The following is a 23,313-nucleotide window of genomic DNA, read 5'->3' as shown; positions in this document are numbered from 1 at the left end:
TCTTTAGATTTTTATTTAGTTCATAATTTCATAAATTTATTTTTAATTTAATTAACAGCGTAAATTACCGAAAGACTAAATAGTAATCAGCCGATTCTACACAATTAAACATTGCATTTTACGGCAGATGACGAAAAATTCATGTGCCTCCGGCAACATGAACACCTTAGACCTGATTCTGCTGTGATGTAATACTAAAAATTGTTAAAAAAATACTTTGTTGAATTGATCTATTGTTATTTCACATGGTTTATGGAGAATTTTAGATGAAAGAAATAAGAATACACGGCCGGGGCGGTCAGGGTTCGGTTACCGCTGCCGAACTTCTGGCTGTTGCTGCTTTTGCAGACAACAAGTTCAGCCAGGCCTTCCCCGCTTTTGGAGTGGAAAGAAGGGGGGCACCAGTCCAGGCCTTCACCAGGATAGGCGATGTCCCGATCAGACTCAGAAGCCAGGTATACGAGCCGGACTATGTGATCGTCCAGGACCCGACACTGTTAGAGGTTGTCGAAGTCGCTAACGGCCTCAAGGATGACGGTATCCTCATTATAAACAGTGATTTCGATCCTGAGACATTCAAAATTGATACCAAGGCCAGGATCATGACCGTAAACGCTACCAAGATCGCACTGGACATTATCGGAAGACCGATAGTCAACACTGTTCTGCTCGGTGCTTTTGCCGGTGCAACCGGTGAGGTAAGGCCCGAGTCCATCATGGAAGCGGTCAAGGAAAGATTCCCCGGCAAGGTCGGAGAAAGAAACGCAGAAGCCGTTATGGAAGCATACAAGATGATGAGGGATCAGAAATGAAGATAGTACCCGGAGCTGTTTGTGAAGCAGGTACAAGCCGTGCCAACAAGACAGGCGGATGGAGAACCTTCAAGCCTGTTTATGATTATGATAAATGCATAAAATGCAAGTTATGCGAACTGCTCTGCCCTGACAGTGCAGTCAAACCCAGAGAGGACGGGTACTTCGAGTTTGATTATGACTTCTGCAAAGGATGCGGGATCTGTGCAAACGAATGCCCGAAAGATGCGATAACAATGGAACTGGAGGAGAAATAATGCCACGTGAGACGACTATGGATAAAAGCAAAATGGTGGTTGTGGAAGGTTCCTATGCCGTTGCACACTCTGTAAAGGTATGCAGACCAAATGTAATCTCAGCTTATCCAATTACTCCGCAGACCCATATTGTGGAAGACCTTTCTCAGTTCATGGCTGACGGTGAGATTCCAAAATGTGAATACATCAACGTAGAATCAGAATTCTCAGCACTCTCAGCACTGGTCGGATCCTCGGCAGTGGGAGCAAGATCCTACTCGGCCACAACATCCCAGGGTCTTGAGCTCATGCATGAGGTACTGTTCAACGTTTCAGGAATGAGACTGCCTATTGTGATGACCGTTGCCAACAGGGCTGTAAGTGCTCCGATCAGCATCTGGAACGACCAGCAGGATTCCATCGCGCAGAGGGACACAGGCTGGATACAGCTCTATGCAGAGAACATACAGGAAGCCTCTGACATGACAGCCCAGCTCTTCAAGATATCAGAGGACAAGGATATAATGATGCCTTCAATGGCATGTATGGACGGTTTTATCCTTTCACATGTCTACGAGCCTGTTGTACTTCTCGAGCAGGACATCACAGACGAGTTCCTGCCATCATTCGATCCGGAGCGTACACTTGACCCGAGCAACCCTCTGACATTCGGTGCATTCGCAGATCCTAATTATTACACAGAGTTCAGGTACCTGCAGGAGCAGGCAATGCAGACTGCCCTGAAGAAGATAGAGACCGTTGCAGACGAGTTCTCTGACATGTACGGCAGATACTTTGGCGGACTCATAGACGAGTACCAGACCGAGGATGCGGATATCATAATAATGGCTATGGGTTCCATTGTCGGTACCATCAAGGACGTCATCGACCGCCTCAGGGAGAACAATGTCAAGGTAGGACTCCTGAAGGTCAGGGCGTTCAGACCATTCCCTGCAGAAGCTATCAAGAATGTTATCAAGGATGCCAAGGTCGTTGTTGTCCTTGACAAGAACATATCACTCGGTATAAATGCAGGTGCACTTTTCATTGAGACAAAGTCCGTCCTGTACAACACCGATATCGATGTACCTGTTACAGGTTACATGATCGGTCACGGAGGACGTGACATACCAACAAGCACCATCGACAAGATCATCGATGATGCAAAGGAAATTATGAAATCAGGTATTAAGACAGAGAGTCAGTTTACCGATCTGAAGGAGGAACTGGTATGAATCAGATATCACTTTTAGCACCGGGACACAGCGGATGTGCAGGCTGCTGTGACGCAATGGCTGCTAAGTTCACCCTCATGGGTGCCGGGGACAACTGTATAGTTGTAAGTCCTACCGGTTGCCTTGAGGTTATGACAACACCATATCCTGAGACATCCTGGGACGTACCCTGGATACACTCACTTTTCGAGAATGCAGGTGCTGTAGCTTCAGGAATCGAAGCAGGACTTAAGGCACTGGGCAAGAAAGAAAAAACAAAGGTAATCGCAATGGGTGGAGACGGTGCTACCCTGGATATCGGCCTGCAGGCAATATCCGGTGCCTTTGAAAGAGGACACGATTTCACATATGTATGTATCGACAACGAGGCATACATGAACACCGGTGTGCAGAGAAGTGGTGCTACACCTTACAATGCATCCACTACCACAAGTCCGGCAGGTAAGGTCTCATTCGGTAACCCAAGACCGAAGAAGAACATGCCTGCAATCATCGCAGCACACGGCTCACCATACGTTGCCACAACATCCCTTGCATATCCGAAAGACATGATCGCAAAGGTGAAGAAGGCCACAGAGATCGAGGGGCCGACCTACATCCACTGCCATGCACCATGTACCACAGGATGGGGATTCGACACCTCCAAGACCGTGGAAGTTGCCAAGATGGCTGTAAAGACAGGTCTCTGGCCACTCTATGAGATGGAGAACGGTGTGGTCACCAAGGTAAGGAAATTAGGCAAGGTAAAGGCACCTGTTGAGGACTATCTCAAGATGCAGCGCCGTTTCAAGCACCTTTTCACTATGGAAGGCGGCGAGGAAGAGATAGCCAAGATCCAGGATATTGCCAACATGAACATTGAAGAGTACGGATTGTAAAATCCTCTCTTTATTATTCTATTTTTATTTTAATGTGCAGTGGAAATAACCGGGTTTCTGAATATTAGTTACAACCATTCTTCACTAATTATACTCAACATGGCAAAAGAAGTCCCTGCCGTAGCTGACAACACGGCCAATTTCGAGCGTATATTCGAACTTCTGAAACAGGAATACCCTAATGCCGCACCAGCCCTGCATTTTAAGAATGAACTGGAACTGCTGGTGGCAACTATATTATCGGCACAGTCCACGGACCGTCAGGTAAATCAGGTCACAAAAACCCTGTTCAAAAAGTACCGCACAGTCGAGGACTACGCAAACGCGGATATCACGGAATTCGGAAAGGATATTTACTCCACAGGTTTCTACCGCCAGAAAACAAAACACATAATCGGGAGTGCACAGCTCATGCTCACCGACTTCGGCGGCCAGGTACCCGACACCATGGAAGGCCTGCTGCAACTTCCAGGAGTTGGCCGCAAGACTGCAAATATAGTGCTATCAAGGGCCTTCGGAAAGATAGAAGGCATAGCAGTGGACACACATGTTAAGCGTCTGTCCCGGCGTCTGGGCTTTACACAGGAAACAGACCCTGAAAAAATAGAGCAGGACCTTATGTCCATCGCAGAAAGAGAGGAACTGGAAACCCTCTCCATGACACTGATCCTTCACGGTCGCAACGTCTGTATCGCACGAAAACCAAAATGTGAAATATGCGTGGTCAATAAACTGTGTCCATCAAGCAGGGTGTAAAATAAAGATCACAGCATCCTAAAATAAAACTGATTTATCATTTTTCCATAGCCTTAGACCTCAGATCCTTTGGCATTTTCTCGATGGAATACCTCAATGCAGTACGTGGCATGACCTTCTTGTTCTTCATGACATAGTTGAAAATCTCCTGCTGATGCTGTTTACTGGCTTCCTTGAGCATCCAGCCGTATCCCTTCTGCACAAGGTCATCCTCATCCATCAATAACATGTCAGCAATCTCCAGCACGTCGTCAAGGAAATCTCCCCTGCGAGCCGCTAAAACGAGTGTTACAGCAGCAGCACGCCTGTACCAGCGGTTATCAGAAGCCGTCCATTTCTTGAGTGATCCGATATACTCTGGATACATGTCGATAAATGTCCCTATGGTGTGATTGCAAAGGGTATCGCATTTTGCCCAGTTGTTCACATAATCACCGACCCATCTCTCAAAAACAAGAAAATCCTCGGGATCGTATTGCTTTTTCAGATAGTATGACCATTCGAATGCGATAAACGATTCTTCCATGTAATCAGAGCTGAGAAGGTCCTCGCAGAGTGTGAATATTTCAGGCTTGCTTTTGTCGGATATGGACTTGAAGTAATTCTTTGCCATCTTCTTGACAACTGCTGTTTTTACGCCGTAAGATTTGACTTTTTCTTTGAAGAAACGAGTTGAGCTTGCTTTTGTTTTTTCGTCGGCGTTTTGTTCGAGTTCTTGTCTGATATCGGAGATTATGTCATTCATAATTATGTCCTAAGTTAAATATGGATAATAATTTGTGCTCAGGAAAAACTAAAGCTCCACCATCATCCCGCAACCATACTCACCAGTCGGCCGCCTGAAAAAGCCAAACTTCTCGTAGAAGCTTTCCATACCCTTTGCACACATCAGGGTTATGTAGGAATATTCCTGCACATTGTCTTTAAGATATGACATTGTCCTCTCCATAAGTGCTGTGCCGATGCCCTGTTTCTGGTATTCTGGCAGGACAATCACATCGGTTATGAAGAAGATGAAACTATCGTCTCCCACTATTCGGGACATACCGATGACCTTCCCGTTCTCAACAGCGCAAACGCAGTAGTTGGAATTGTTCAGGCTCTTTTCAATTGCTGCTTTATTGGGGTAGGGCCAGTTTACGGATTTTCGCAGGTGAATGTATTCTTCAATTGAGGGGAGTTTTTCTTTGAGGATGTAATTTGTCATACTTTTTTGAAAATTGAATATTGAAGTAAATAAACATGACTGCTGATAATCGGAGGTCTCAATCACAGAAAGGATGCATAAAATAAGAAGCTCTGTAGAAATTCCCGAATTTATGAGATTTAAGATTAGAAATGTGTGCAGTAAACAATACCGAAGATTTCAGTGTACCCACAGGTATTGGTTTTTTCAAGATATTCTACAGAGCCGAGTTGTCATATTAGCTTATATATCAAAAGAATAAAACATTTTCCTTCCTTAATTTTAAAATGGCTTTTTAATTTTAATATATCATAACTGGCAGAAATTTTTGTTTCAATGAATGGAAGCTCTGGAGTTCTAGTCTGGAAAAAGCGCTATTCACTCCCTATTTCAGTACAGAGTAACACTTAAGGCTCCACCTTTTTTGAACTATTATGTGCAAAATAAAGAGGAAGTATTTCTTACAAAGTAAAAGCTATTTAAACAAATCTTATCAATTGTCGTATCCAAACCAGCACCTGTTCGAGTTCTGCATATACACACATTCATGTCCTATTTTGGGACAAAAGTTTGAGGGAGTTCCGTCATTTATTTTCTGTTCCGGTAAGACGATTTCAGCACATTCACATGTTTTACGTGCTTTATTTTGTATCTTATTAATTTTTTCACGTTCTGCTGGATTTATAGCTCTTTGTTCTTGCTCTTTTACCTGTTCCATAGTTATTTGACTTTCTTGACCTTCTTTGAAAACATTCAATACAGCAAAGACTAAGCTACTAAAAAATCCCATTTAAACCACCAATTCTTTAATCATCCCTAACTTTAAACTAGACAGATTCTCTTCATTTTAATTTTCAATTCTTATCATTATATTCGATATTCTCAATATCCGCAAGTACATCTGTAAGTTATGGAGAATTTAGCAAATAATGCTAAATTGACGCAGCCAATGTATCATTTAATATCAAAATGAAAACAAGCATTGAAGATATGATGTGATATGGCCTCTTTCCCACAAGACCCATATATTATTGAACCAACACCCATTCCCACAAGTGAAGACTTAACATGGACTGCATCGCAGTTATTCGAATAGTATGTTTCCGATTCCCGTGAACACCAGCCAATCGGAATTCCCCCTAATATAACTTGCAGATGCGCTTTTTCTTGGACTTTTCGTAAATAAATTATTGAAGAACTGTAATATAACACTTTCTTCTTTTAATTTTAAAATGCCCTTAAATTATTAAAGAGCCATTTAAAAATGAGATTAATGCAGAAGTTGCATGAATAGATAATTATCCTAAATCAAAAAAACAGCATCTTGCATGGTATAAATAAAAACATGAATAGTTAAATTTCAGTTATCAGCTTTGCATCTTTCAGGTAATGATCATAAAGTTCTTTAGCCCACTGACGTCCTTCCGGCCTGTAACATAAAACCTGTTTATTACTGAATTCATTGTTCTTCAAAAACAGCCTCAGCAGGAAACCGTTATCACTAACTGTGACTGATGAGATTTTCGGCTCTTTTTGATATATATAGATATTAACATTTTCAAGAGCTATAGCAGATTTACATGCATCATACATTTCATCGATTATTTTCTGAGCAAGTTCTTTCGAGAAAATAATTGAAACTTCAACGCCTCTAGCAACCAGCTGATCCAGAACGGATTTAGCTCCCGGATGCATGAATGTATATACAAAATAAACCGCTCTGGAATCTAGGCAATCGGGAAGATGATCTGTATTCAACTCAATTGAATTTACATGATCAGGTTCTACAAGATTAAAACCCCTTATCTCATTTATTCGCTTCAGAAGATGTTCGGGAATACCATCTACATTATGCTGTGCAAAATAGTGACTGCTGCTATCAAGAGTTTCAACAGTATCTATGAAAGGTTTCATTGAGTTAGCTATCAATTTTCCAGTGTTTGTCAAGCCATATGAATCATCCGATTGAAAAATAAGATCACGTTCTTTCAGTATCTTCATCTGCGGAAGCAATGCCTGCCTTGAAGTATCAAGATTATCGAGCAAGAAATTCATTTCCTGAGGACCATCTTTCAGCAGCAACATAACATTCTTCCTTTTTTCAGAAGCAAACAGAATATCAAGTATTGACTTCTTCAAAATACCACCCGTTTTATTTACACAAAGTACTCTACCAACCAACGTAGAATTATTGCATTAAAAATAAATTCAATTATAGTATTTAACTAATTTTTCTTTAAAATTTTAAAAAATATTAACTGAAATAATTTTAAACTTCACAGTTTTCCCACTTGCCAAAGCTCCTTTTAAGCACAAATAATGCCATCGGGATCAGAACCACAGAAGCAAGCACAAAGTAGAAGTTCAACTGTGCAAGAAAGATGATTCCCAGTGCCACAGGACCGATGGCAAGTACATAGCTTGCGAATGTGCCGGCACTGTAGAGTGAAAATGTAGTGTTGAGACCTGTCAGGTAGACTGTCACCGAGACAACATACAGGGATACTGCAACAAAGAGCAGGACAATGTGGACAATATCATAGAGCCTGCCAGCATAGATTGTAGCTATCAGGACCACTATAAGTGGAACAATGTTCAACACTGAATAACTGTTGAGCTTGCTTCTTAACACATCCGGAACAGTGAGCGGAAGAAAGGCATAGGAGCTGAACATATCATACTCCACCAGCCAGTTGTACATGGACGAGGCCATCATTCCCACAACTACCGCAAAGACCACAAGGATGTCAAGTCCCGGAACCACTTTCAATAACTGGGGCAGGAAAAGCCATACGAGGATCACAGGCACGAGGAATGAGAAAACTATTTTTCCGGCTCCACCCTCGCTGCGGCTGAAATCCAGATAGTCCTTGACCATGAAATGAGAGTATCCATAGAAGTCCAGACGCTCAACCGCCTCTTTGAACCGGTTTCTATAGTGTTTTTGCGATTGCGGATAATCCACTTTAAGGAATATCAGGGATATGACGGAAGGCACAATTACAAGAGCAAGAGCGATAATGAATATCTCTGCTGAAGGGTTCATGTAAAGAACAAGTGGTGGAAGCACATACAGGCTTTCAAGTCCTATGCCCTGGAAGAAAACCATGAACACTACAGGAATAAGGAGAAGCAGGAAAAGTCCCTTCTTTCCCATATTGGCATATATCGTCGACAAGAGGAACACAAAGGACAGGCCGGTACAGAATGCCAGGAACAATGTAGTAAGAAGTGGGATGAACGGGTAATGAAGGTCGATAAGAACTGCACCGGTCACAAATCCTGCAGTGAACGGCAGCACGTACAGGAAAAAGTAATAGATGACATCCTTAATTACGAAATTGGTGAAAATAACCCTTTCAGAAATTGGAAGTGTCCTTGATGAATAAGCCAGCAGGCTTGCCTGCCCGAAACGCCTGTTCATGACCTCCCTTCCCAGCAGGCCGAATCCTCCCACCATTGAACCCATGAAGAATAACAAGTAGTGAAGTCCCAGCAACACTTGCGCCTGGCTGATGATTCTTCCGAAAATGATCATGGAAAGTGAGAGCAGCATGGAAATAGCAGCTATTACTATCGGGAAAAGTGCAAATCCCCTATTCCCGAAGAATGAGGAGTGCATACGCCACTCTTCCTTCATCATGCTGTTGAAGAGTTCGAACATTCAAGACACCTCAGTTCACCAGTTCCAGGAAGAAATCTTCCAGTGGCCTCTCACCAATGGCAGGGTCGTCCATGATTCCCGAGAAGACCAGATTACCCTTGTAAATGATACCCATGCAGCTACATATTTCCCTGGCAATCTCCAGAATATGGGTGGATATGAAAACAGTTCCTCCTTTGCCCACGTAATCCTTAAGAAAATCCTTGACCTTGCGCTGCATGAGCGGGTCAAGATTGATTAGGGGTTCATCTATGATCACAAGTTCGGGCTCATGTAGAAAAGCCTGTGCCAGCATCAGTTTCTGTCTTGTTCCCCTGGAGAGGTCCTTGCAAAGCACATCCCGCTGTCCTGCGAAGTCAAGATATGAGAACCACCATTCACATTTTTCCTCAAAATCCTCCAGTTTCCTGATCTTCGCAACAAAGTACAGGTATTCTTCAGCCGTCAAAAAACTAGGTGGAGTTTCCTGCTCCGGTATTATTCCAACAAGCTCTTTCACTCTCAGGGGCTCTTCGAGGACATTGATACCATGTATGATTATCTCACCTGCCGTGGGTCTGATCTGGCCTGTGAGCATCTTGATCATTGTGGTCTTGCCGGATCCGTTGGGTCCCAGCAGGCCGAACAGCTCGCCTTTTCTTACTTCAAGATTAACAGTATCCACGGCTTTATTATCGCCGAAGTGTTTTGAGAGATCCTTAACGGTTATCAAAATATTCACCTGGAATTGAGTTTATTATACAGGAGAATATATTGTTGAAAATATAAAAAAGAGAGGAATGGTCAGGTTTGACCTGTTAATTAACAGCTATCATCTGAGAACAACTGTTTTGCAAACTCCATTCTTTCTCCCAGACCCGGACCTTCGAAGGTCTCCGAAACCTTTTCAAGTAGTTCTGGTACCGGCAGGTTCTGCGGACATGCATCAACACACTGTCCACACTCTGTACACTGGGATGCAAAATTTGTCTCAGATCCTCTGAGAATACCGCCAAGCTTTGCTGCGTACATCATCATGAGCCTGTCCTCGTCATCGAACATGTGCAGGTTGTTATACATCTCAAAGCAGGCCGGGATATCAACACCCTCGGGACAGGGCATACAGTACCTGCATCCGGTACATCCGACTTCCATCAAGTCCTGGTACTTGTTCGCTACCCTTTCCACAAGACGTAATTCTTTTTCTGTCAGTGAATCCGGAAGAGCCTCATTAGCAATCCTCAGATTTTCTTCAACATGAGCAGGTTCACTCATTCCGGAAAGCACTACGGTAACTTCGGGACGGTTCCAGACCCAGCGAAGTGCCCACTCCACCGGACTGCGCCTGGCATCTGCCTCGTTCCAGATATCCATAACCTCATCAGGAACCGGGTCTGCTAGGTTCCCGCCTCTCAGGGGCTCCATTATCACAACCCCAAGACCTTTCGATGCAGCATATTCAAGTCCCTTGGTCCCTGCCTGCACATCCTCATCAAGGAAATTATACTGTATCTGGCAGAAATCCCAGTCGTAGGCATCAATTATCGGTTCAAAATCCTCAGGGGCACCATGATAGGAAAAACCTGCATTGACTATGCGACCGTCAGCTTTAGCTTTATCCAGGAATTCCATGACCCCAAGATCCCTGATATTTTCCCAGCTGCTTTTGACCAGGCTGTGTATCAGGTAGTAATCGATCTGATCGGTGTTCAGTTTCTCAAGCTGGGCATTGAGGAACCTGTCCATATCCTCATAATTTTTTACCATCCACTGCGGCTGTTTTGTGGCAAGTTTTACTTTCTCCCTGTATCCATCGGCAAGCGCACGTGCAAGGAAAGGCTCACTTTCTCCCATATGATAAGGCCATGCGGTATCCACATAGTTCACACCATTATCGATTGAGTAGCGAACCATATCGGTAGCTATCTTTTCGTCAATGCTGCCATCCTCTTTTGTTGGCAGGCGCATGGCACCAAAACCAAGTACTGAAAGCTCATCCCCGTTTTTTGGCATTTTCCTGTATAACATTGAATTCCTCCCTCATTTTGAATTGTTTTACAAATCCTGATTGACTACTTATTTTACTATTAATCAATCTGTTAACCTTTATGCCTGATCAAGAAACAAATAAAAGTAACTGAATCGCCGGAATCATCTGTTTTTATTTAACTCAGACCACTCCGGAATTTCTCGACTGCGATCTTGCCTATGTCTACACTTTCCTGATCTGTATCGTACCTGACATGTTTTTTATATGCTCGCCCCCTGATACGACGTTTCCTAATTCATACAGTCCGCTTGCAGAGCCGAAGCTATCATAAAACATCACCACGTCTCCCCATGGAGCATAATATGCAAGCGTTCCAGATTTTGCATTTGCCACAGGTGTATTAGTTGTATCGAGTTTTTTGGGCGGATAAAATATCTTTTCATCATTACTGAAATCTTCAACATCGACTGTTAAAGGCAATTGTTCATAGAACTCTTTTGCAGCTTTCCCATCATTGAGCTCAAAGATCGTTGTATCTTCATTTGCCTGAACACTGATTTGCATTTTCATTTCCTCCTCTTTCTGGCTGGTTTCAACCTGTTCATTTTCTGATTGATTACTGATGGTTATTTCATCTATGTTATTTTCTTCAGCACATCCAATCGCTAAAAATACCAGTAAAAATACTCCTAAACAAATTAGCATCCTTTTTATTCCATCATTGTATTCAGGAATAATTCTCATTGACAATGCCTCACTTTTAATCATCAAAAAAGCAAGGACCTGGTCAGGTCCTATTATAAGGTTGACATGTCAATTACATATCGATAGCGAGCTTCCTTATTTACGACCTTTTCCCATATCTCATTGGTCATTTCAGGTTCGATCATCTGGATTTCCGGATAGATCTTATTTTCCGCACAATAATCAACTACTTCCTGGGTTTCCGGGATCCCTCCAATAAGTGATCCGTTGAAGTTCACTCTGTTGAAGATCATATTGAAGTTGTTAATTGTGAGTTCTCCTCCAATTGGCTGTCCTACCTGAGTGAAGTATCCGTATGGTTTTACGCAATCAATGTATGAGGACATTTCGTATGCGTATGGAACTGTGGATATCATGTAATCCAGTTTTCCTCTCAATGGCTGCAGGTCTTCCGGTGAGTTAACAACAACGACTTCTTTTGCTCCGAATTCAAGGCAATCCTCTCTTTTGCTTTCGCTGGTTGTAAAGGCATAAACTTCGGCACCTTTTGATACTGCCAATTTAATAGCTACGTGTCCCAGTCCCCCAATTCCTGCGACTCCTACCTTGTCCCCTTTTTTGATATTAGCTTTCATTAAAGGTGAATAAGTAGTAATACCGGCACACAGTAATGGAGCTGCTTCTTCAAGTTTAATGGAATCAGGTATCTTTATTGCAAAATGCTCGGTGACAACGATGTTATTGGAATATCCTCCCTGACTTATACCTGTAGGTGATGATTCTTCCAGATAACCATATGTCATTATAGTTTCACCCTTGTCGCAATGATGCTCTTCACCACCGTTGCAGCTTTCGCAGTCCATACAACTGTCAACCATACACCCGACTCCTGCACGGTCACCTACTTTGAAATTTGTTACATTCTTTCCAACAGCAGCGACAATACCTACAATTTCATGTCCAGGCACCTGTGGATATTGTTGTGGTCCCCAGTGTCCTTTGATCTGGTGAATGTCGGAATGACAAACTCCACAGTATTTGATGTCAATTAGAATGTCATTGTCGCCTACAGGTCTCCTTTCAAAAGACCAGGGAGATAACTTTCCTGAATCATCTTTTCCAGCATAAGCTTTTGATTGAATATTTTCTGCCATATTTATGCACCTCTTATTTAGTTTAATATTTTAACTTCAATTCGAATTCTTTATCTTCTAAACCAGACTCATTTCAGTTTTTTGTACTCTTCATCAGCTACAGGTTCCAGCCATTCTGCCGGACCTGCATCGGCATTTGTCTCAACGGAAAGGTGTACGAACCAGCTGTTATGTGCTGCTCCATGCCAGTGCTTTGTATCCGGAGCTATTTTCACCACATCACCTGCTTTAAGTTCCCGTGCAGGCTTTCCCTCTTCCTGATAGTAACCGCGTCCGCCTGTTACCAGCAGGATCTGCCCGCCAGGATGCTTATGCCAGTTATTTATGCATCCGGGTTCGAATGTTACATTGCCAATGGGACAATTAAATTCATTATCCCTGTCAACAAGCATGCTAACCCACACTTTACCTGTAAAATACTTGCTTAAAAATTCCGGAAGTTCTTCTCCTTTAGGGAAGATCGTGCTTTCACTTAGATCAGTTGAATTACTCATATAAAACCCTCAATTTTCTTTGTCTGAAAAGCCATATATGCTCGATATCGCCATGATTGAGTAATCAGTCATCGGCTCAACCACGTTGTCTTTTCTGGTAGCGAATACTTACGAGTGACTAATCAGTCACATCCATGATAGTTAATACAGATATATAAAGATAAGCATTACACAAAAAATTGAATGGAAATAGTTGATCGAAAGATCTCAGTTAAATTTTAGACTCAGGTCAGATATCCCACCATGCAGTAAGAGGCATTTGCAGTTTTGAATCTAACATGACTGTCTCACCAATCATTGGAGCAATTATGTCCACTTCTTTTTCATCTGCCTCTTCCAGCGCTCTTTCTATTGGCTCATTCCAGGCATGATTAGCTAACGTGAATGCTCCCCAATGCATTAACATCATGGTCTCACCATTCACATCCAGATTAGCCTGGACTGATTGTTCCGGCACCATATGAATCTCCGGCCATCTTCGGTCATATTGGGCACCCTCTATCAATGTGATATCAAAAGGTCCGTACTGGTTCCCTATCTCCTTAAAATGCGGACCGTATCCGCCATCCCCACTGGTATACACTCGGGTTTTATTTCCCAGGATTACCCAACCACCCCAGAGTGTGGTATCGATACTGAATGGATCTCTGCCTGAACCATGTCTTGACGGTGTCAGGGCAACTGTCAGGCCCTCATATTCTGTCTCTTCCCACCAGTTGAGCTCTGTAATTTTTTCTTCCGGAATGCCCCATCTGGTGAGATGAGCACCACATCCAAGAGGAACAAAGAAATGCGATACTTTACTGTTCAGTTTTATAATAGACTGGTAATCCAGGTGGTCGTAGTGGTCATGTGTAATGAGAACTGCATCAATTGGCGGCATTTCATCAATTATATCCAGCATTATATCTTCACTATAGTCATATCTATTAATTCCCACAAACGAAACCGGTGAAGCCACAGGACTCAGGATGGGATCTATCAACAACTTTTTATTATCAATACTAAGCAGAAAAGCAGAATGTCCTAACCATGTCAGGCTATCGTTCTCGCTATTTATCTGCTTCCGGTCAATAGCAGAAACAGGGATCGGAGCTGCAGGATCACGGTCTTTGACTCCAGAAGCAGAAGCGTTACTCGTTGATGAAGTATCAGGTGGATTTGAGAATACACTTGTAGGAATTTCATTTATAAAATGCCCATCAACATAATTATCTAATTGCTGATAGGTTTCTTTTTGTTCTGTCGTCGGAGCCCCCCCGAAAGCCGGGTGTATATTCATAAATAATATGACTCCTGCACAAAACAGAAGCAAAAATAAGAATGAATGCAATACAATTCTCTTTATTTTTACCATCCTCAACCTCTATAATTCTAATTTAAGCTGCAACCTAGATGTCTCTTTCTGCCGAATCTTAATTTCCTGCAGGTTGCCTGTTTATATCGAAAAAGAGTATAGTGCTTAAATGTGAGTGATAGGTCACTCACTGAGCTAATGAAAAAAATATTATTTTTTGGCCAATCCTTCCCAGACAACCTGAAATCCATCTGCAATAAGCTTATCTTTATCCTGTGGTTCTGAATCAAGAATCAAGTTCACCACCGCCCTGCTGGACTGATAGAACATTGATGTGACCAGTTCTACAGAATAGTCCTTTATATAGCCATTTGTTATTCCCTCTTTCACAAGATCATGAAGGAATACATACTCTTTCGCCACTTCTTCACATGTATAGCTTGTAATATAAGGAGAGGAACAGAATTGACCAACAAAAAGAAAATCTTCCGGATTATTGATTCCCCATTCGATCATATTATACCAGATTTTTTTAAGTTTGTCATGAAAGGTACTCTGTGTCTGGAGATCTTCTTCCATGCTGCGGCTTAATTTTCCCTTAACATCAAAATACAGGCCATTGATGAGATCTTCTTTAGTAGGGAAGTAATTGAATAAAGTGCCTGTGGCTACACCTGCTTCTTTTGATATCTGGGCAGTGGATGTGCCATGGAAACCTCTCTCAGTAAAGAGCTTCAGGGCCGCTTCCAAGAGGGCTGTTTTTTTGTCTTCAATTTGCTTTTTCATGGATTATCTCTGGGTTGACTGATTAGTCATTTATATACTAAAATAGAGTTTCACATAAATACTTTATGCCATCTTTGCAAAGGAAATATAAAGCAGCAAATAATTCAACTTTCTACATGCCTTCTACAAGCCCCTCAGAAAACAAAACACCTCACATGCCAGAGGATTATGATACAAAGATTTCCTCTGTTCTTCCATATTATTCATCATTCCATCAGGAAACAATCAATCTCGTTAAATCACTGCCATCACCCCCAAAAGTCTGGATGGATACGGGATGTGGCACAGGCTCACTTGTAAGCAAGGCTATTGAGCAGTTTCCCGACACTAAATTCCTTATGCTTGACCCGTCAGATGGAATGCTGGAGCAGGCGAAGGAAAAGTTGTCCTCATTTTCCCGTGAGAGACTTGAATTCCTGAAAGCCTCACCAACACAGGAGTTCTCACAGGAACTTGAACAAAAACCGGATGTCATCACCGCTATCCAGTGTCATCACTATCTGGATAGGAAGAACAGGGCAAGGGCTGTAAGGAAATGCCATGAACTGCTGAAAGATGGTGGAATTTTCATCACCTTCGAGAATATCAGCCCGCTTACTGAAGAAGGGATTTCTGTAGGGAAAAGTTACTGGGGAGATTTCCAGTCGAAACAGGGCAGGACTGATGATGAAATAGAGCAGCACCTGAAGCGGTTTGGAACTGAATATTTCCCCATAAACATTGAAGAACACCTGAAATTACTACGTAAAACAGGATTCAGAACAGTTGAACTGTTCTGGTACTCCTACATGCAGGCTGGTTTTTACTGTATCAAGTAGTTACGTTCCGAAATCTTAAATCCCATGCCTGATAAGTTTTAATGGGAGCAGGGGAAAATTATCGGACATCAGGCTTGTAGGATATTTTGAGTTAAACTGCTACACAGAGGCCCTCCCATCAGATTCATATGATAAATGAGGAGGAAACAATTTGGGGAAAGAAGGAAAATTTCCACCGGGATTTGAAGACGTACTGAATTTCAGATTATCGGATGCACTTTTTGGCAGAAGATCACGCCGTTTTTTCATGGGAGCTTCAATTCCTGACGGCTACTTCAAATATACATCAGAACATAGGCCTCTGCCGCTCTCAGAACTAGAGCAGATAACGGTCTTAACCGCAATGGGAGCAAATAACGGCTGGCAAAATCTCATAATGCGCGGGGAACCTTATGTGCCGTACCTGTCAAACTATGCCTGTACCGCCGGAGGCAGGACTTTTCCGTCCGCAGCCGGATTTCATACAAGTGAACTCTTCTTTACGGATGATGAGGGTACGTATATGCTCAGTACAAGGGATGCGCCCGCCCTCACCAGACGCAAGGGTGACGGTACATTCTATCCTGGGGAGTTGTTGGAAGCACACCGTAGCCGCATACATAAATTATACGACGGTCGGCTGATATTGCCACCTGAAACCCCTCATGTGGAGGCTCACAACACCTGGGTTGTCAATCATCCGGGCACCACACTGATGATTCCGGTAGGCGATCTTGCCCAGCATGTACTGGCAGGTCTGTTCTACTATACACAGAACGGTATCTGTTTTTATGATGACGTGAACGGAAATCAGATAGAAGGAATCGGGAAATTCTCGGATATAGTGAATACAGAAGAACCATTCCCGATAACCTTCCTGGAGATGTGGTCACTCTCAGAACTGACGGCAGAGCTTTCAACTTCATGCTATGCAGGTATGCTCATGATGCAGGCAATGGGTCTCGGAGGATGGATGTTCAACGGCATAGACCCATTTTCTGTGCTAGGAGCAAGCGGGGATCCTGATGTTAGAGGACTTGGATTCAGGTACGATACAGATGATAGATGGCCTCTGCCTAATCCCACTGGAATAGAAGGTGTCTTTGAAGGCTTTACACCACCACATTATCCTGATATGCGTCATGCAGTGGATGCTCTTATGGAAAGAAAATTCGGTCCCGGTGGACCATTCAATCCCGAAACCCCGGGTTACTATAAGGATACACCAGGAGTCCGCAGCAGTGCACAGGTGCCAGATGAGCATTTCAGGGAATGTGTTGCACTGCAGGCACAGTATATCTATGACACATTCGGCAAGTTTCCGGGAACGGTTCCCAGCATCTTTGTCATGCCCTACCTGCAGGCACAACACATAGACCTGGACTTCTATGACAGATTCTATGAAAAGGGAGCATACCTGAAGACACACGCAGAGCATATGAAGAAATGGCATCCTGAAGAATGAATAAAAGGTGATAGAGTGGAAGAAGAGGTATGTGAAGCAGATCAAAATGAAGACGAAGATATCATAGATGTTCCTGTGATCGTGGCCGACGAGCCCGGAAAACTCGAACTTGATAAGGCCGGATACTTTGTGATCTTACCTGACCCGGAAAGAATGTTGATACTGGCAAAACACTATTCCTATGAGAAGGAATTGCAGAGGATTATTGAGGGTCCGGATGCAAGGTCGATCTACCGGATAATCATCAAATACGGTTGGGCAAGTACACTCAACCACGCAGCCTATCTGGGTCAGGAACTGGCACGTGCCGAGATAGCAATGAAGGCAGGTTTTGATTACGTTCAGGGTTGAAAACTGAGGCCAACTTCAGTACCTGAGCAATGCACCTACAACATAATCCTGATCAGGAAAGTCATCTTCTTCCACAAACTCCACATCCGCACCCGTACGTTGTGCAAGTTCATAGAACTCTTCCAGTATGTTCACCTTTGATGTAGGTCCTCCGCATCGATCACATTCCACGGGAGGAGTGGCATTTGCCTGCAGGTTCTGGCATCTCTCACATATCCAGCCGGGAACCGATGAAGCTCTCCGCATCAAAAGGACATTTACCCGTGCCTGTTCAAGAGCTTGCCCGACATTTTTCACACCTGCAACTGCAAGACCACCCTTTAGTATCTCGCTCTTGAACTTTTTTGCCCATCTGTTTGATTCCGCAAGTTCTTCTTCCTGTAATACGGAGTTCCCTGACTCAATTAACTCATCTTTTGGAATATCCATAGGCACGTCAATTACGTCAAGTATGCTATTGCGAACCTCTTCCGGAAGCATTTCCTGAAGCTGTTGCTTGGCATTTCCAGGTCCTGCAAGAACCAGTCCCTTTGTTTTCAGTTTTCCGCAGGTATCCTCAACATTCCCGGCAACTTCCGTAAAGAAGGATTTCATTGCTTCTTTTCTCTGGCGGTTGAAACGCATCTGGCTCCACCCTCCCTTTTTGTGTTTGTTCATGAGGTCTGTGGACAGGTGTTCCCTCTCCTCCGCAAGGTCCGAACGTATACAAACAAACCTGGCTTCCTGTGAATCCACAAGAAGCATCCCGTAGTCCTCATAGTCTGCACGCAGTCTTGCCAGAGGTAGCAGATAAGGCGAGGTGTCAAGTACAAGGGATCTTTCCGGCTCCACTGCAAGCCTGTAGACCTGCAGAAAAGACTCCGGTGAAGATGCAAATATTATCCTGCCCTTCTCGCCTGAGATCGCAGGCTCGAAAATGTATTCCTCCGCCATCTCCAGAGTTTTTTCAAAATCAGATAGCAGTTCTCCTGTCACAACTTCCTTTATTGCCTTTAGCCTGGAATCCAGGAAAATTTTATTCGGATGCTCGTTTTCCCTGCCTCCAACGGGAAGATAGACTGAAAGATAAACATTCTTTTCAGCATATATCTCAGCCAGTGGTCTGATATCGATATCAGTTACGGGAACAGGAGCTTCGGTTAGTATTTTCCGGAAAGGTTCTTCAGGATTCATATAAAAAAGTGATGTTCTCTTATACTTAAATCTAAGGATTGTCAAAGTGCTTAAATGCCATCGGAAATATAGCCTTTATGGGAGCATTGACAATTTCCACTTCAAAAGATCAGGAACTTCCGGTCTTCTTCTAGTGGAACTGACACAGTAATGAGAAACATAGTAAATAGACATTAATTGTTAACATCGTTAACATTTAATAAGTCGGAATTTATCTATTAAATAAAAGCCGACCTGGAAACGGGTCTGAAAATAAAGCTGGGCAATAATATGAGTGGTGAAACAGAAACGGAAATGAGAAAATGCACAATCCTCAGTTCCATGATCGATAACAGGTACCGTGCAGAGATTCCAGAGATCGTTGATCTGGTCGCATCCAGTTGTTCTGACAGGAACTGTTTTGATCACCTGGATGCTGCAGTGATACCTTCAAGGGAAGCTATGATCGAGATCATAGATCTGCTCAGAGACGTGCTTTTTCCCGGTTATTTCGGGGACCAGACAGTTGACAGGAGTGTTCTGCCATACCATATCGGTAATGAGATAACAATACTCTTTGAAAAGCTGTCAAAACAGATCTCCAACAGCATCATCCATGATTGCGACAGATATGAGGAGAATTGCACCGAATGTCTCGAACAGGGTCAGGAAGAGACGATCATATTCCTGAAAAAGATCCCTGAGATCCGTTCCCTGCTTGCATCAGACATTATAGCCGCATACGAAGGAGACCCCGCAGCTAAAAGTCATGATGAGATCATCTTCAGCTATCCCGGCATTTTTGCCATGACGGTCTACAGGTCAGCCCACGAGCTGCACAAACAGGGAATCTCCATAATCCCGCGCATAATGACAGAACATGCCCACAGTGTCGTAGGAATCGATATCCATCCCGGGGCCAGGATCGGGAAGGGATTTTTTATCGATCACGGCACAGGTGTGGTTATCGGGGAAACCTGCGAGATCGGTGATAACGTACGCGTCTACCAGGGAGTTACGCTGGGATCACTGAGTTTCCCAAAGGATGAGACCGGACAGATCATCCGTGGTCAAAAGAGACATCCTACCATAGAGGATGACGTTATCATCTATTCCAATGCTACCATACTCGGAGGGGATACAACCATCGGTGCACGCTCGGTAATCGGTGGTAACGTATGGCTTACAAAATCGGTTCCACCTGACACCAAGGTCATCATAGCGGAACCGGATCTGATATTCAAAGAAAAGCACTAGAAGGAGAGACTAAGATAATGAGCAAGATCTACGAAGATATAACAAAAACAGTTGGTAACACGCCTTTAGTTAAGTTGAACAGGATTACCGAAGGATGCCATGCAACTGTACTTGCAAAGGTCGAATCCTTCAACCCATTAAGCTCGGTAAAGGACCGTATTGCCCTAAATATGATAGAAACGGCCGAAAAAGAAGGATACGTAAAAGCCGATACAGTTGTCATAGAACCCACATCCGGAAACACAGGTATCGGCCTGGCATTCGTCTGTGCCGCAAAGGGGTACCGCCTGATCCTTACCATGCCTGAGACAATGAGTGTGGAAAGGAGGAAGATCATGAAGATGCTGGGTGCAGAGATCGTTCTCACACCCGGCCCGGGAGGAATGCCCGGAGCTATTGAAGAAGCTGAGAAGATGGGAAAGGAAATACCAAACTCTTTCGTACCCCATCAGTTCATGAATCCTGCAAATCCCGAGATACACCGCAAGACGACTGCCGAAGAGATATGGAACGATACCGACGGTGCCGTGGATATACTCGTGGCCGGAGTCGGTACCGGAGGAACCATAACCGGAGTAGCCGAAGTAATAAAGTCCCGCAAGCCGGAGTTCAGGGCAGTTGCAGTGGAACCGGAGGAGTCACCTATACTTTCAGGAGGAAAACCCGGACCACATAAGATACAGGGGATAGGTGCCGGTTTTGTGCCTGATGTCCTGAATACAGATATTATCGATGAGGTCATTAAGGTAAACAGCGACGATGCTTTTAAGACAGGACAGGAGCTCGCCAGAAAGGAAGGTATCCTTGCGGGCATCTCATGCGGTGCAGCCCTTCATGCTGCACTGGAACTTGCCAGAAGGAAGGAGAATGAAGGAAAGGTCATTGTAGTGGTCCTGCCTGACACAGGTGAGAGATATCTGAGCACAGCTCTTGCAGATACCGGGACAGAGAAAAAGGCCTGATTAACAAAATGGCATAAAATAAAAAGAGTTAATCATAAAAACCCTCCGCCCTAAATAGAAGCAATGGAACGTGTGATCATCCATGTTGACATGGACTACTTCTATGCAGCCATAGAGGAAAGGGAGGACCCCTCACTTAAGGGTAAGGCGGTGGTCGTATGCATGTATTCCAACCGAGGTGAGGAGGGCGGAGCAGTAAGTACATGCAATTACGTGGCAAGAGATGCAGGTATCCGTTCTGCCATGCCATGCAGGCAGGCAAAGTCCCTGGATCCCGATGCCGTATTCCTGCCAGTGCGCAAGCCTTTTTATGAAGAAGTCTCAGCCAGTGTGATGGAGATCCTGCGTTCAAATGCCGATAGCGAGGAAAGCTTTGAGAAGATAAGTATAGATGAAGCCTTTCTCGAAATTACAAAATCTTCAGGTTCGGATTTTGACACGGCCAGAGAGATCGGGATGAGAATCAAGGAAGAGGTCAGGGAAAGAGAGAGAATCACCTGTTCCGTGGGAATCGGTCCCAATAAACTCATAGCCAAGATGGCATCCTCTTTTAAGAAACCAGACGGTATCACCGTTATAAGACCAGAAGAAATGAAGGATTTCCTGAGACCCATGCCCGTGAAAAAGCTCTGGGGTATCGGCGGTGTCACCGAAGAGAAACTAGCTGAGATGGGGATAAAGACCATCGGTGAACTTGAAGGGCATGACATACTGGAACTAATTGCTGTTTTCGGTAAGAATAAGGGAACATGGCTCAAGCAGGCCGCATCCGGTGTGGATGAAACACCTGTGAAAGAGAGGACAGCAAGTGACCAGATAGGAAGGATGGCCTCACTAAAACATGATACCAGGGATGAAAGCATGATCTTCTCTTTGCTGGATGAACTTGCAGATGATGTCCTGTCCAGGATCAGGTCACGGAAAGTAGGTTTTCGCTCAGTGACCGTAACTGTTATTTTATCGAATTTCAAAACATCTACCAAAAGCCGGACTTTCAACCACCCGGTCTCCGATGTGGAATCCCTTAAGGAGAATGCAGAACAGATGATGCAGCAGTTTCTTGAGGAAAGCACTTTGAACTTCAGGCGTATCGGAGTAAGGGTGGGAAATCTCAACGAAACGGCAGGACAGAAGAGTCTTTTCGATTTCTGAGGATATTAAGATGCCTGAAACAAATAACGCTTACAGGGGTAACAGACCGGGTGAAAGTAAGTGGAGAGGCGAGCTATATGATATTATCTTCGAGGCCGAAACACCTGCCGGAAAATATTTCGATCTCCTGCTGATCGTAAGTATTATCCTGAGTGTTATTGTGGTAATGCTGGACAGTATCGGTTCAGTAAGAAACAGTCATGGACAGGTGCTTCACGATCTTGAGTGGTTCTTTACTATCATTTTTACAATAGAGTACTTTCTCCGCCTTTTATGTGTCCGGAACAGGATAAAATACGCTGCCAGTCCGCTTGGTATTGTCGACCTCATAGCGATAATACCCACATATATGAGCCTCTTCCTCCCCGGAAGCCAGTTCCTGCTTGTGATAAGGGTACTGAGGGTATTGAGGATATTCCGTGTTCTCAAACTGGTGCACTATGTCAGTGAGGCGGAGATGCTTGCAAGAGCCCTGCGTGCAAGCAGACAGAAGATTACCGTCTTCCTGTTCACGGTGCTGACCCTTGTGATAATACTCGGCTCCCTGATGTACCTGATAGAGGGTGAAGAGAACGGTTTTACAAGCATACCCACAAGCATATTCTGGGCGATCGTTACCCTTACTACCGTGGGTTTTGGTGACATTGTCCCCCAGACACCCCTTGGAAGGACACTGGCATCTGTAATAATGATCCTTGGTTACAGCATAATAGCGGTCCCGACAGGTATTGTCACCTCAGAGATCAGCTTTGCCTCCATGGAAGAGAGGAGAAGAACAAGACCTCAGAGAATATGCCCGGAGTGCGGGAACCCTGAGCATGACAATGATGCCCTTTTCTGCAAGCATTGCGGAACAGGGATTCTGTAGATATTCAGGACTCCGCTATATCTGAATCATCATTATCATCATTCCTTTTTATACGGATATATATAAATAAGAGAACAGGACAACTTTTTTCCATCAAGAACTGACTCTATAAATATAGAGTGTCGTTTATAAATTAA

General features: G+C 43.8%; 25 protein-coding genes. 12 read left to right on the top strand and 13 right to left on the bottom strand.

Annotated features, from left to right (window positions below; genetic code table 11):
* Nucleotides 1-266 precede the first annotated feature (266 nt).
* From HWN40_RS01175 to nth, 5 genes are all read left to right on the top strand, one after another.
* Nucleotides 267-812, top strand: coding sequence for a pyruvate ferredoxin oxidoreductase subunit gamma (locus HWN40_RS01175; protein WP_176964044.1), 546 nt, complete (start codon nt 267-269; stop codon nt 810-812).
* Entirely contained in the window at nt 809-1,069 is a 261-nt protein-coding gene (gene porD / locus HWN40_RS01170) for a pyruvate synthase subunit PorD (RefSeq protein WP_176964043.1), read from the top strand. The genes HWN40_RS01175 and porD overlap by 4 nt, the downstream gene beginning before the upstream one ends.
* A complete protein-coding gene (porA, locus tag HWN40_RS01165; protein WP_176964042.1) occupies nt 1,069-2,283 on the top strand; it encodes a pyruvate synthase subunit PorA in 1,215 nt (404 codons plus the stop codon). Before porD ends, porA begins: the two co-directional genes overlap by 1 nt.
* Complete coding sequence (gene porB / locus HWN40_RS01160; protein WP_176964041.1) at nt 2,280-3,161, top strand: pyruvate synthase subunit PorB; 882 nt, start codon at nt 2,280-2,282, stop codon at nt 3,159-3,161. The genes porA and porB overlap by 4 nt, the downstream gene beginning before the upstream one ends.
* 99 nt (nt 3,162-3,260) lie before the next feature.
* A complete protein-coding gene (nth, locus tag HWN40_RS01155; protein ID WP_176964040.1) occupies nt 3,261-3,917 on the top strand; it encodes an endonuclease III in 657 nt (218 codons plus the stop codon).
* Nucleotides 3,918-3,954: 37 nt separating this feature from the next.
* On the opposite strand, the gene HWN40_RS01150 is transcribed toward nth, so the two are convergent.
* The 12 genes from HWN40_RS01150 to HWN40_RS01095 all read right to left on the bottom strand — a co-directional run bounded on the left by HWN40_RS01150 (nt 3,955) and on the right by HWN40_RS01095 (nt 15,172).
* Nucleotides 3,955-4,662 carry a DNA alkylation repair protein gene (locus HWN40_RS01150; RefSeq protein WP_176964039.1) on the bottom strand — a complete coding sequence of 236 codons (708 nt, stop codon included), beginning with the start codon at nt 4,660-4,662 and terminating at the stop codon, nt 3,955-3,957.
* Between the two features lie 48 nt (nt 4,663-4,710).
* Nucleotides 4,711-5,124, bottom strand: coding sequence for a GNAT family N-acetyltransferase (locus HWN40_RS01145; RefSeq protein WP_176964038.1), 414 nt, complete (start codon nt 5,122-5,124; stop codon nt 4,711-4,713).
* A gap of 472 nt (nt 5,125-5,596) precedes the next feature.
* The gene (locus HWN40_RS01140) at nt 5,597-5,821 is read right to left on the bottom strand and encodes a hypothetical protein (RefSeq protein ID WP_218165476.1); all 225 of its coding nucleotides are present in this window, start codon (nt 5,819-5,821) and stop codon (nt 5,597-5,599) included.
* Nucleotides 5,822-6,456: 635 nt separating this feature from the next.
* Nucleotides 6,457-7,284, bottom strand: a complete 828-nt coding sequence (locus HWN40_RS01135; protein ID WP_176964036.1) for a helix-turn-helix transcriptional regulator — start codon at nt 7,282-7,284, stop codon at nt 6,457-6,459.
* A gap of 88 nt (nt 7,285-7,372) precedes the next feature.
* Nucleotides 7,373-8,767: a hypothetical protein gene (locus tag HWN40_RS01130; protein ID WP_176964035.1), complete on the bottom strand. Its 1,395-nt coding sequence runs from the start codon at nt 8,765-8,767 to the stop codon at nt 7,373-7,375.
* A gap of 10 nt (nt 8,768-8,777) precedes the next feature.
* Complete coding sequence (locus HWN40_RS01125) at nt 8,778-9,479, bottom strand: ABC transporter ATP-binding protein (protein WP_176964034.1); 702 nt, start codon at nt 9,477-9,479, stop codon at nt 8,778-8,780.
* A gap of 89 nt (nt 9,480-9,568) precedes the next feature.
* On the bottom strand, nt 9,569-10,774 hold the full coding sequence (locus HWN40_RS01120) for an aldo/keto reductase (protein ID WP_176964033.1): 1,206 nt from the start codon (nt 10,772-10,774) through the stop codon (nt 9,569-9,571).
* A gap of 184 nt (nt 10,775-10,958) precedes the next feature.
* Nucleotides 10,959-11,504, bottom strand: coding sequence for a cyclophilin-like fold protein (locus HWN40_RS01115; protein WP_246276033.1), 546 nt, complete (start codon nt 11,502-11,504; stop codon nt 10,959-10,961).
* Nucleotides 11,505-11,533: 29 nt separating this feature from the next.
* The gene (locus tag HWN40_RS01110) at nt 11,534-12,595 is read right to left on the bottom strand and encodes an NAD(P)-dependent alcohol dehydrogenase (protein ID WP_176964031.1); all 1,062 of its coding nucleotides are present in this window, start codon (nt 12,593-12,595) and stop codon (nt 11,534-11,536) included.
* Nucleotides 12,596-12,663: 68 nt separating this feature from the next.
* Nucleotides 12,664-13,089 (bottom strand): cupin domain-containing protein, encoded by a 426-nt coding sequence (locus HWN40_RS01105; RefSeq protein ID WP_176964030.1) that lies wholly within the window; start codon nt 13,087-13,089, stop codon nt 12,664-12,666.
* A gap of 229 nt (nt 13,090-13,318) precedes the next feature.
* Nucleotides 13,319-14,371 (bottom strand): MBL fold metallo-hydrolase, encoded by a 1,053-nt coding sequence (locus HWN40_RS01100; RefSeq protein ID WP_246275945.1) that lies wholly within the window; start codon nt 14,369-14,371, stop codon nt 13,319-13,321.
* A 225-nt stretch (nt 14,372-14,596) separates the two neighbouring features.
* The gene (locus tag HWN40_RS01095; protein ID WP_176964028.1) at nt 14,597-15,172 is read right to left on the bottom strand and encodes a TetR/AcrR family transcriptional regulator; all 576 of its coding nucleotides are present in this window, start codon (nt 15,170-15,172) and stop codon (nt 14,597-14,599) included.
* A 116-nt stretch (nt 15,173-15,288) separates the two neighbouring features.
* Here HWN40_RS01095 and HWN40_RS01090 point away from each other — a divergent pair, with 116 nt between their 5' ends.
* The 3 genes from HWN40_RS01090 (at nt 15,289) to HWN40_RS01080 (ending at nt 17,785) form a co-directional block, all read left to right on the top strand.
* Entirely contained in the window at nt 15,289-15,990 is a 702-nt protein-coding gene (locus HWN40_RS01090) for a class I SAM-dependent methyltransferase (RefSeq protein WP_176964027.1), read from the top strand.
* Between the two features lie 151 nt (nt 15,991-16,141).
* Nucleotides 16,142-17,434 (top strand): hypothetical protein, encoded by a 1,293-nt coding sequence (locus HWN40_RS01085; protein ID WP_176964026.1) that lies wholly within the window; start codon nt 16,142-16,144, stop codon nt 17,432-17,434.
* A 15-nt stretch (nt 17,435-17,449) separates the two neighbouring features.
* On the top strand, nt 17,450-17,785 hold the full coding sequence (locus HWN40_RS01080) for a DUF4346 domain-containing protein (protein ID WP_176964025.1): 336 nt from the start codon (nt 17,450-17,452) through the stop codon (nt 17,783-17,785).
* 15 nt (nt 17,786-17,800) lie between these two features.
* Here HWN40_RS01080 and HWN40_RS01075 read toward each other — a convergent pair whose 3' ends face one another.
* Nucleotides 17,801-18,958 carry a baeRF10 domain-containing protein gene (locus HWN40_RS01075; RefSeq protein WP_176964024.1) on the bottom strand — a complete coding sequence of 386 codons (1,158 nt, stop codon included), beginning with the start codon at nt 18,956-18,958 and terminating at the stop codon, nt 17,801-17,803.
* Nucleotides 18,959-19,228: 270 nt separating this feature from the next.
* Between HWN40_RS01075 and epsC the strand changes: the two genes are divergently transcribed.
* From epsC to HWN40_RS01055, 4 genes are all read left to right on the top strand, one after another.
* A complete protein-coding gene (gene epsC, locus HWN40_RS01070; RefSeq protein ID WP_176964023.1) occupies nt 19,229-20,194 on the top strand; it encodes a serine O-acetyltransferase EpsC in 966 nt (321 codons plus the stop codon).
* 17 nt (nt 20,195-20,211) lie between these two features.
* Entirely contained in the window at nt 20,212-21,156 is a 945-nt protein-coding gene (gene cysK, locus HWN40_RS01065) for a cysteine synthase A (RefSeq protein ID WP_176964022.1), read from the top strand.
* Between the two features lie 63 nt (nt 21,157-21,219).
* Nucleotides 21,220-22,308, top strand: a complete 1,089-nt coding sequence (gene dinB / locus HWN40_RS01060) for a DNA polymerase IV (RefSeq protein ID WP_176964021.1) — start codon at nt 21,220-21,222, stop codon at nt 22,306-22,308.
* A 10-nt stretch (nt 22,309-22,318) separates the two neighbouring features.
* Nucleotides 22,319-23,176, top strand: a complete 858-nt coding sequence (locus HWN40_RS01055; RefSeq protein WP_176964020.1) for an ion transporter — start codon at nt 22,319-22,321, stop codon at nt 23,174-23,176.
* The last annotated feature ends 137 nt before the right edge of the window (nt 23,177-23,313 follow it).

The organism is Methanolobus zinderi, from assembly GCF_013388255.1.
GTDB lineage: Archaea > Halobacteriota > Methanosarcinia > Methanosarcinales > Methanosarcinaceae > Methanolobus > Methanolobus zinderi.
The sequence above is the reverse complement of the archived record's forward strand: the minus strand, read 5'-3'. Positions and strand labels throughout refer to the sequence as shown.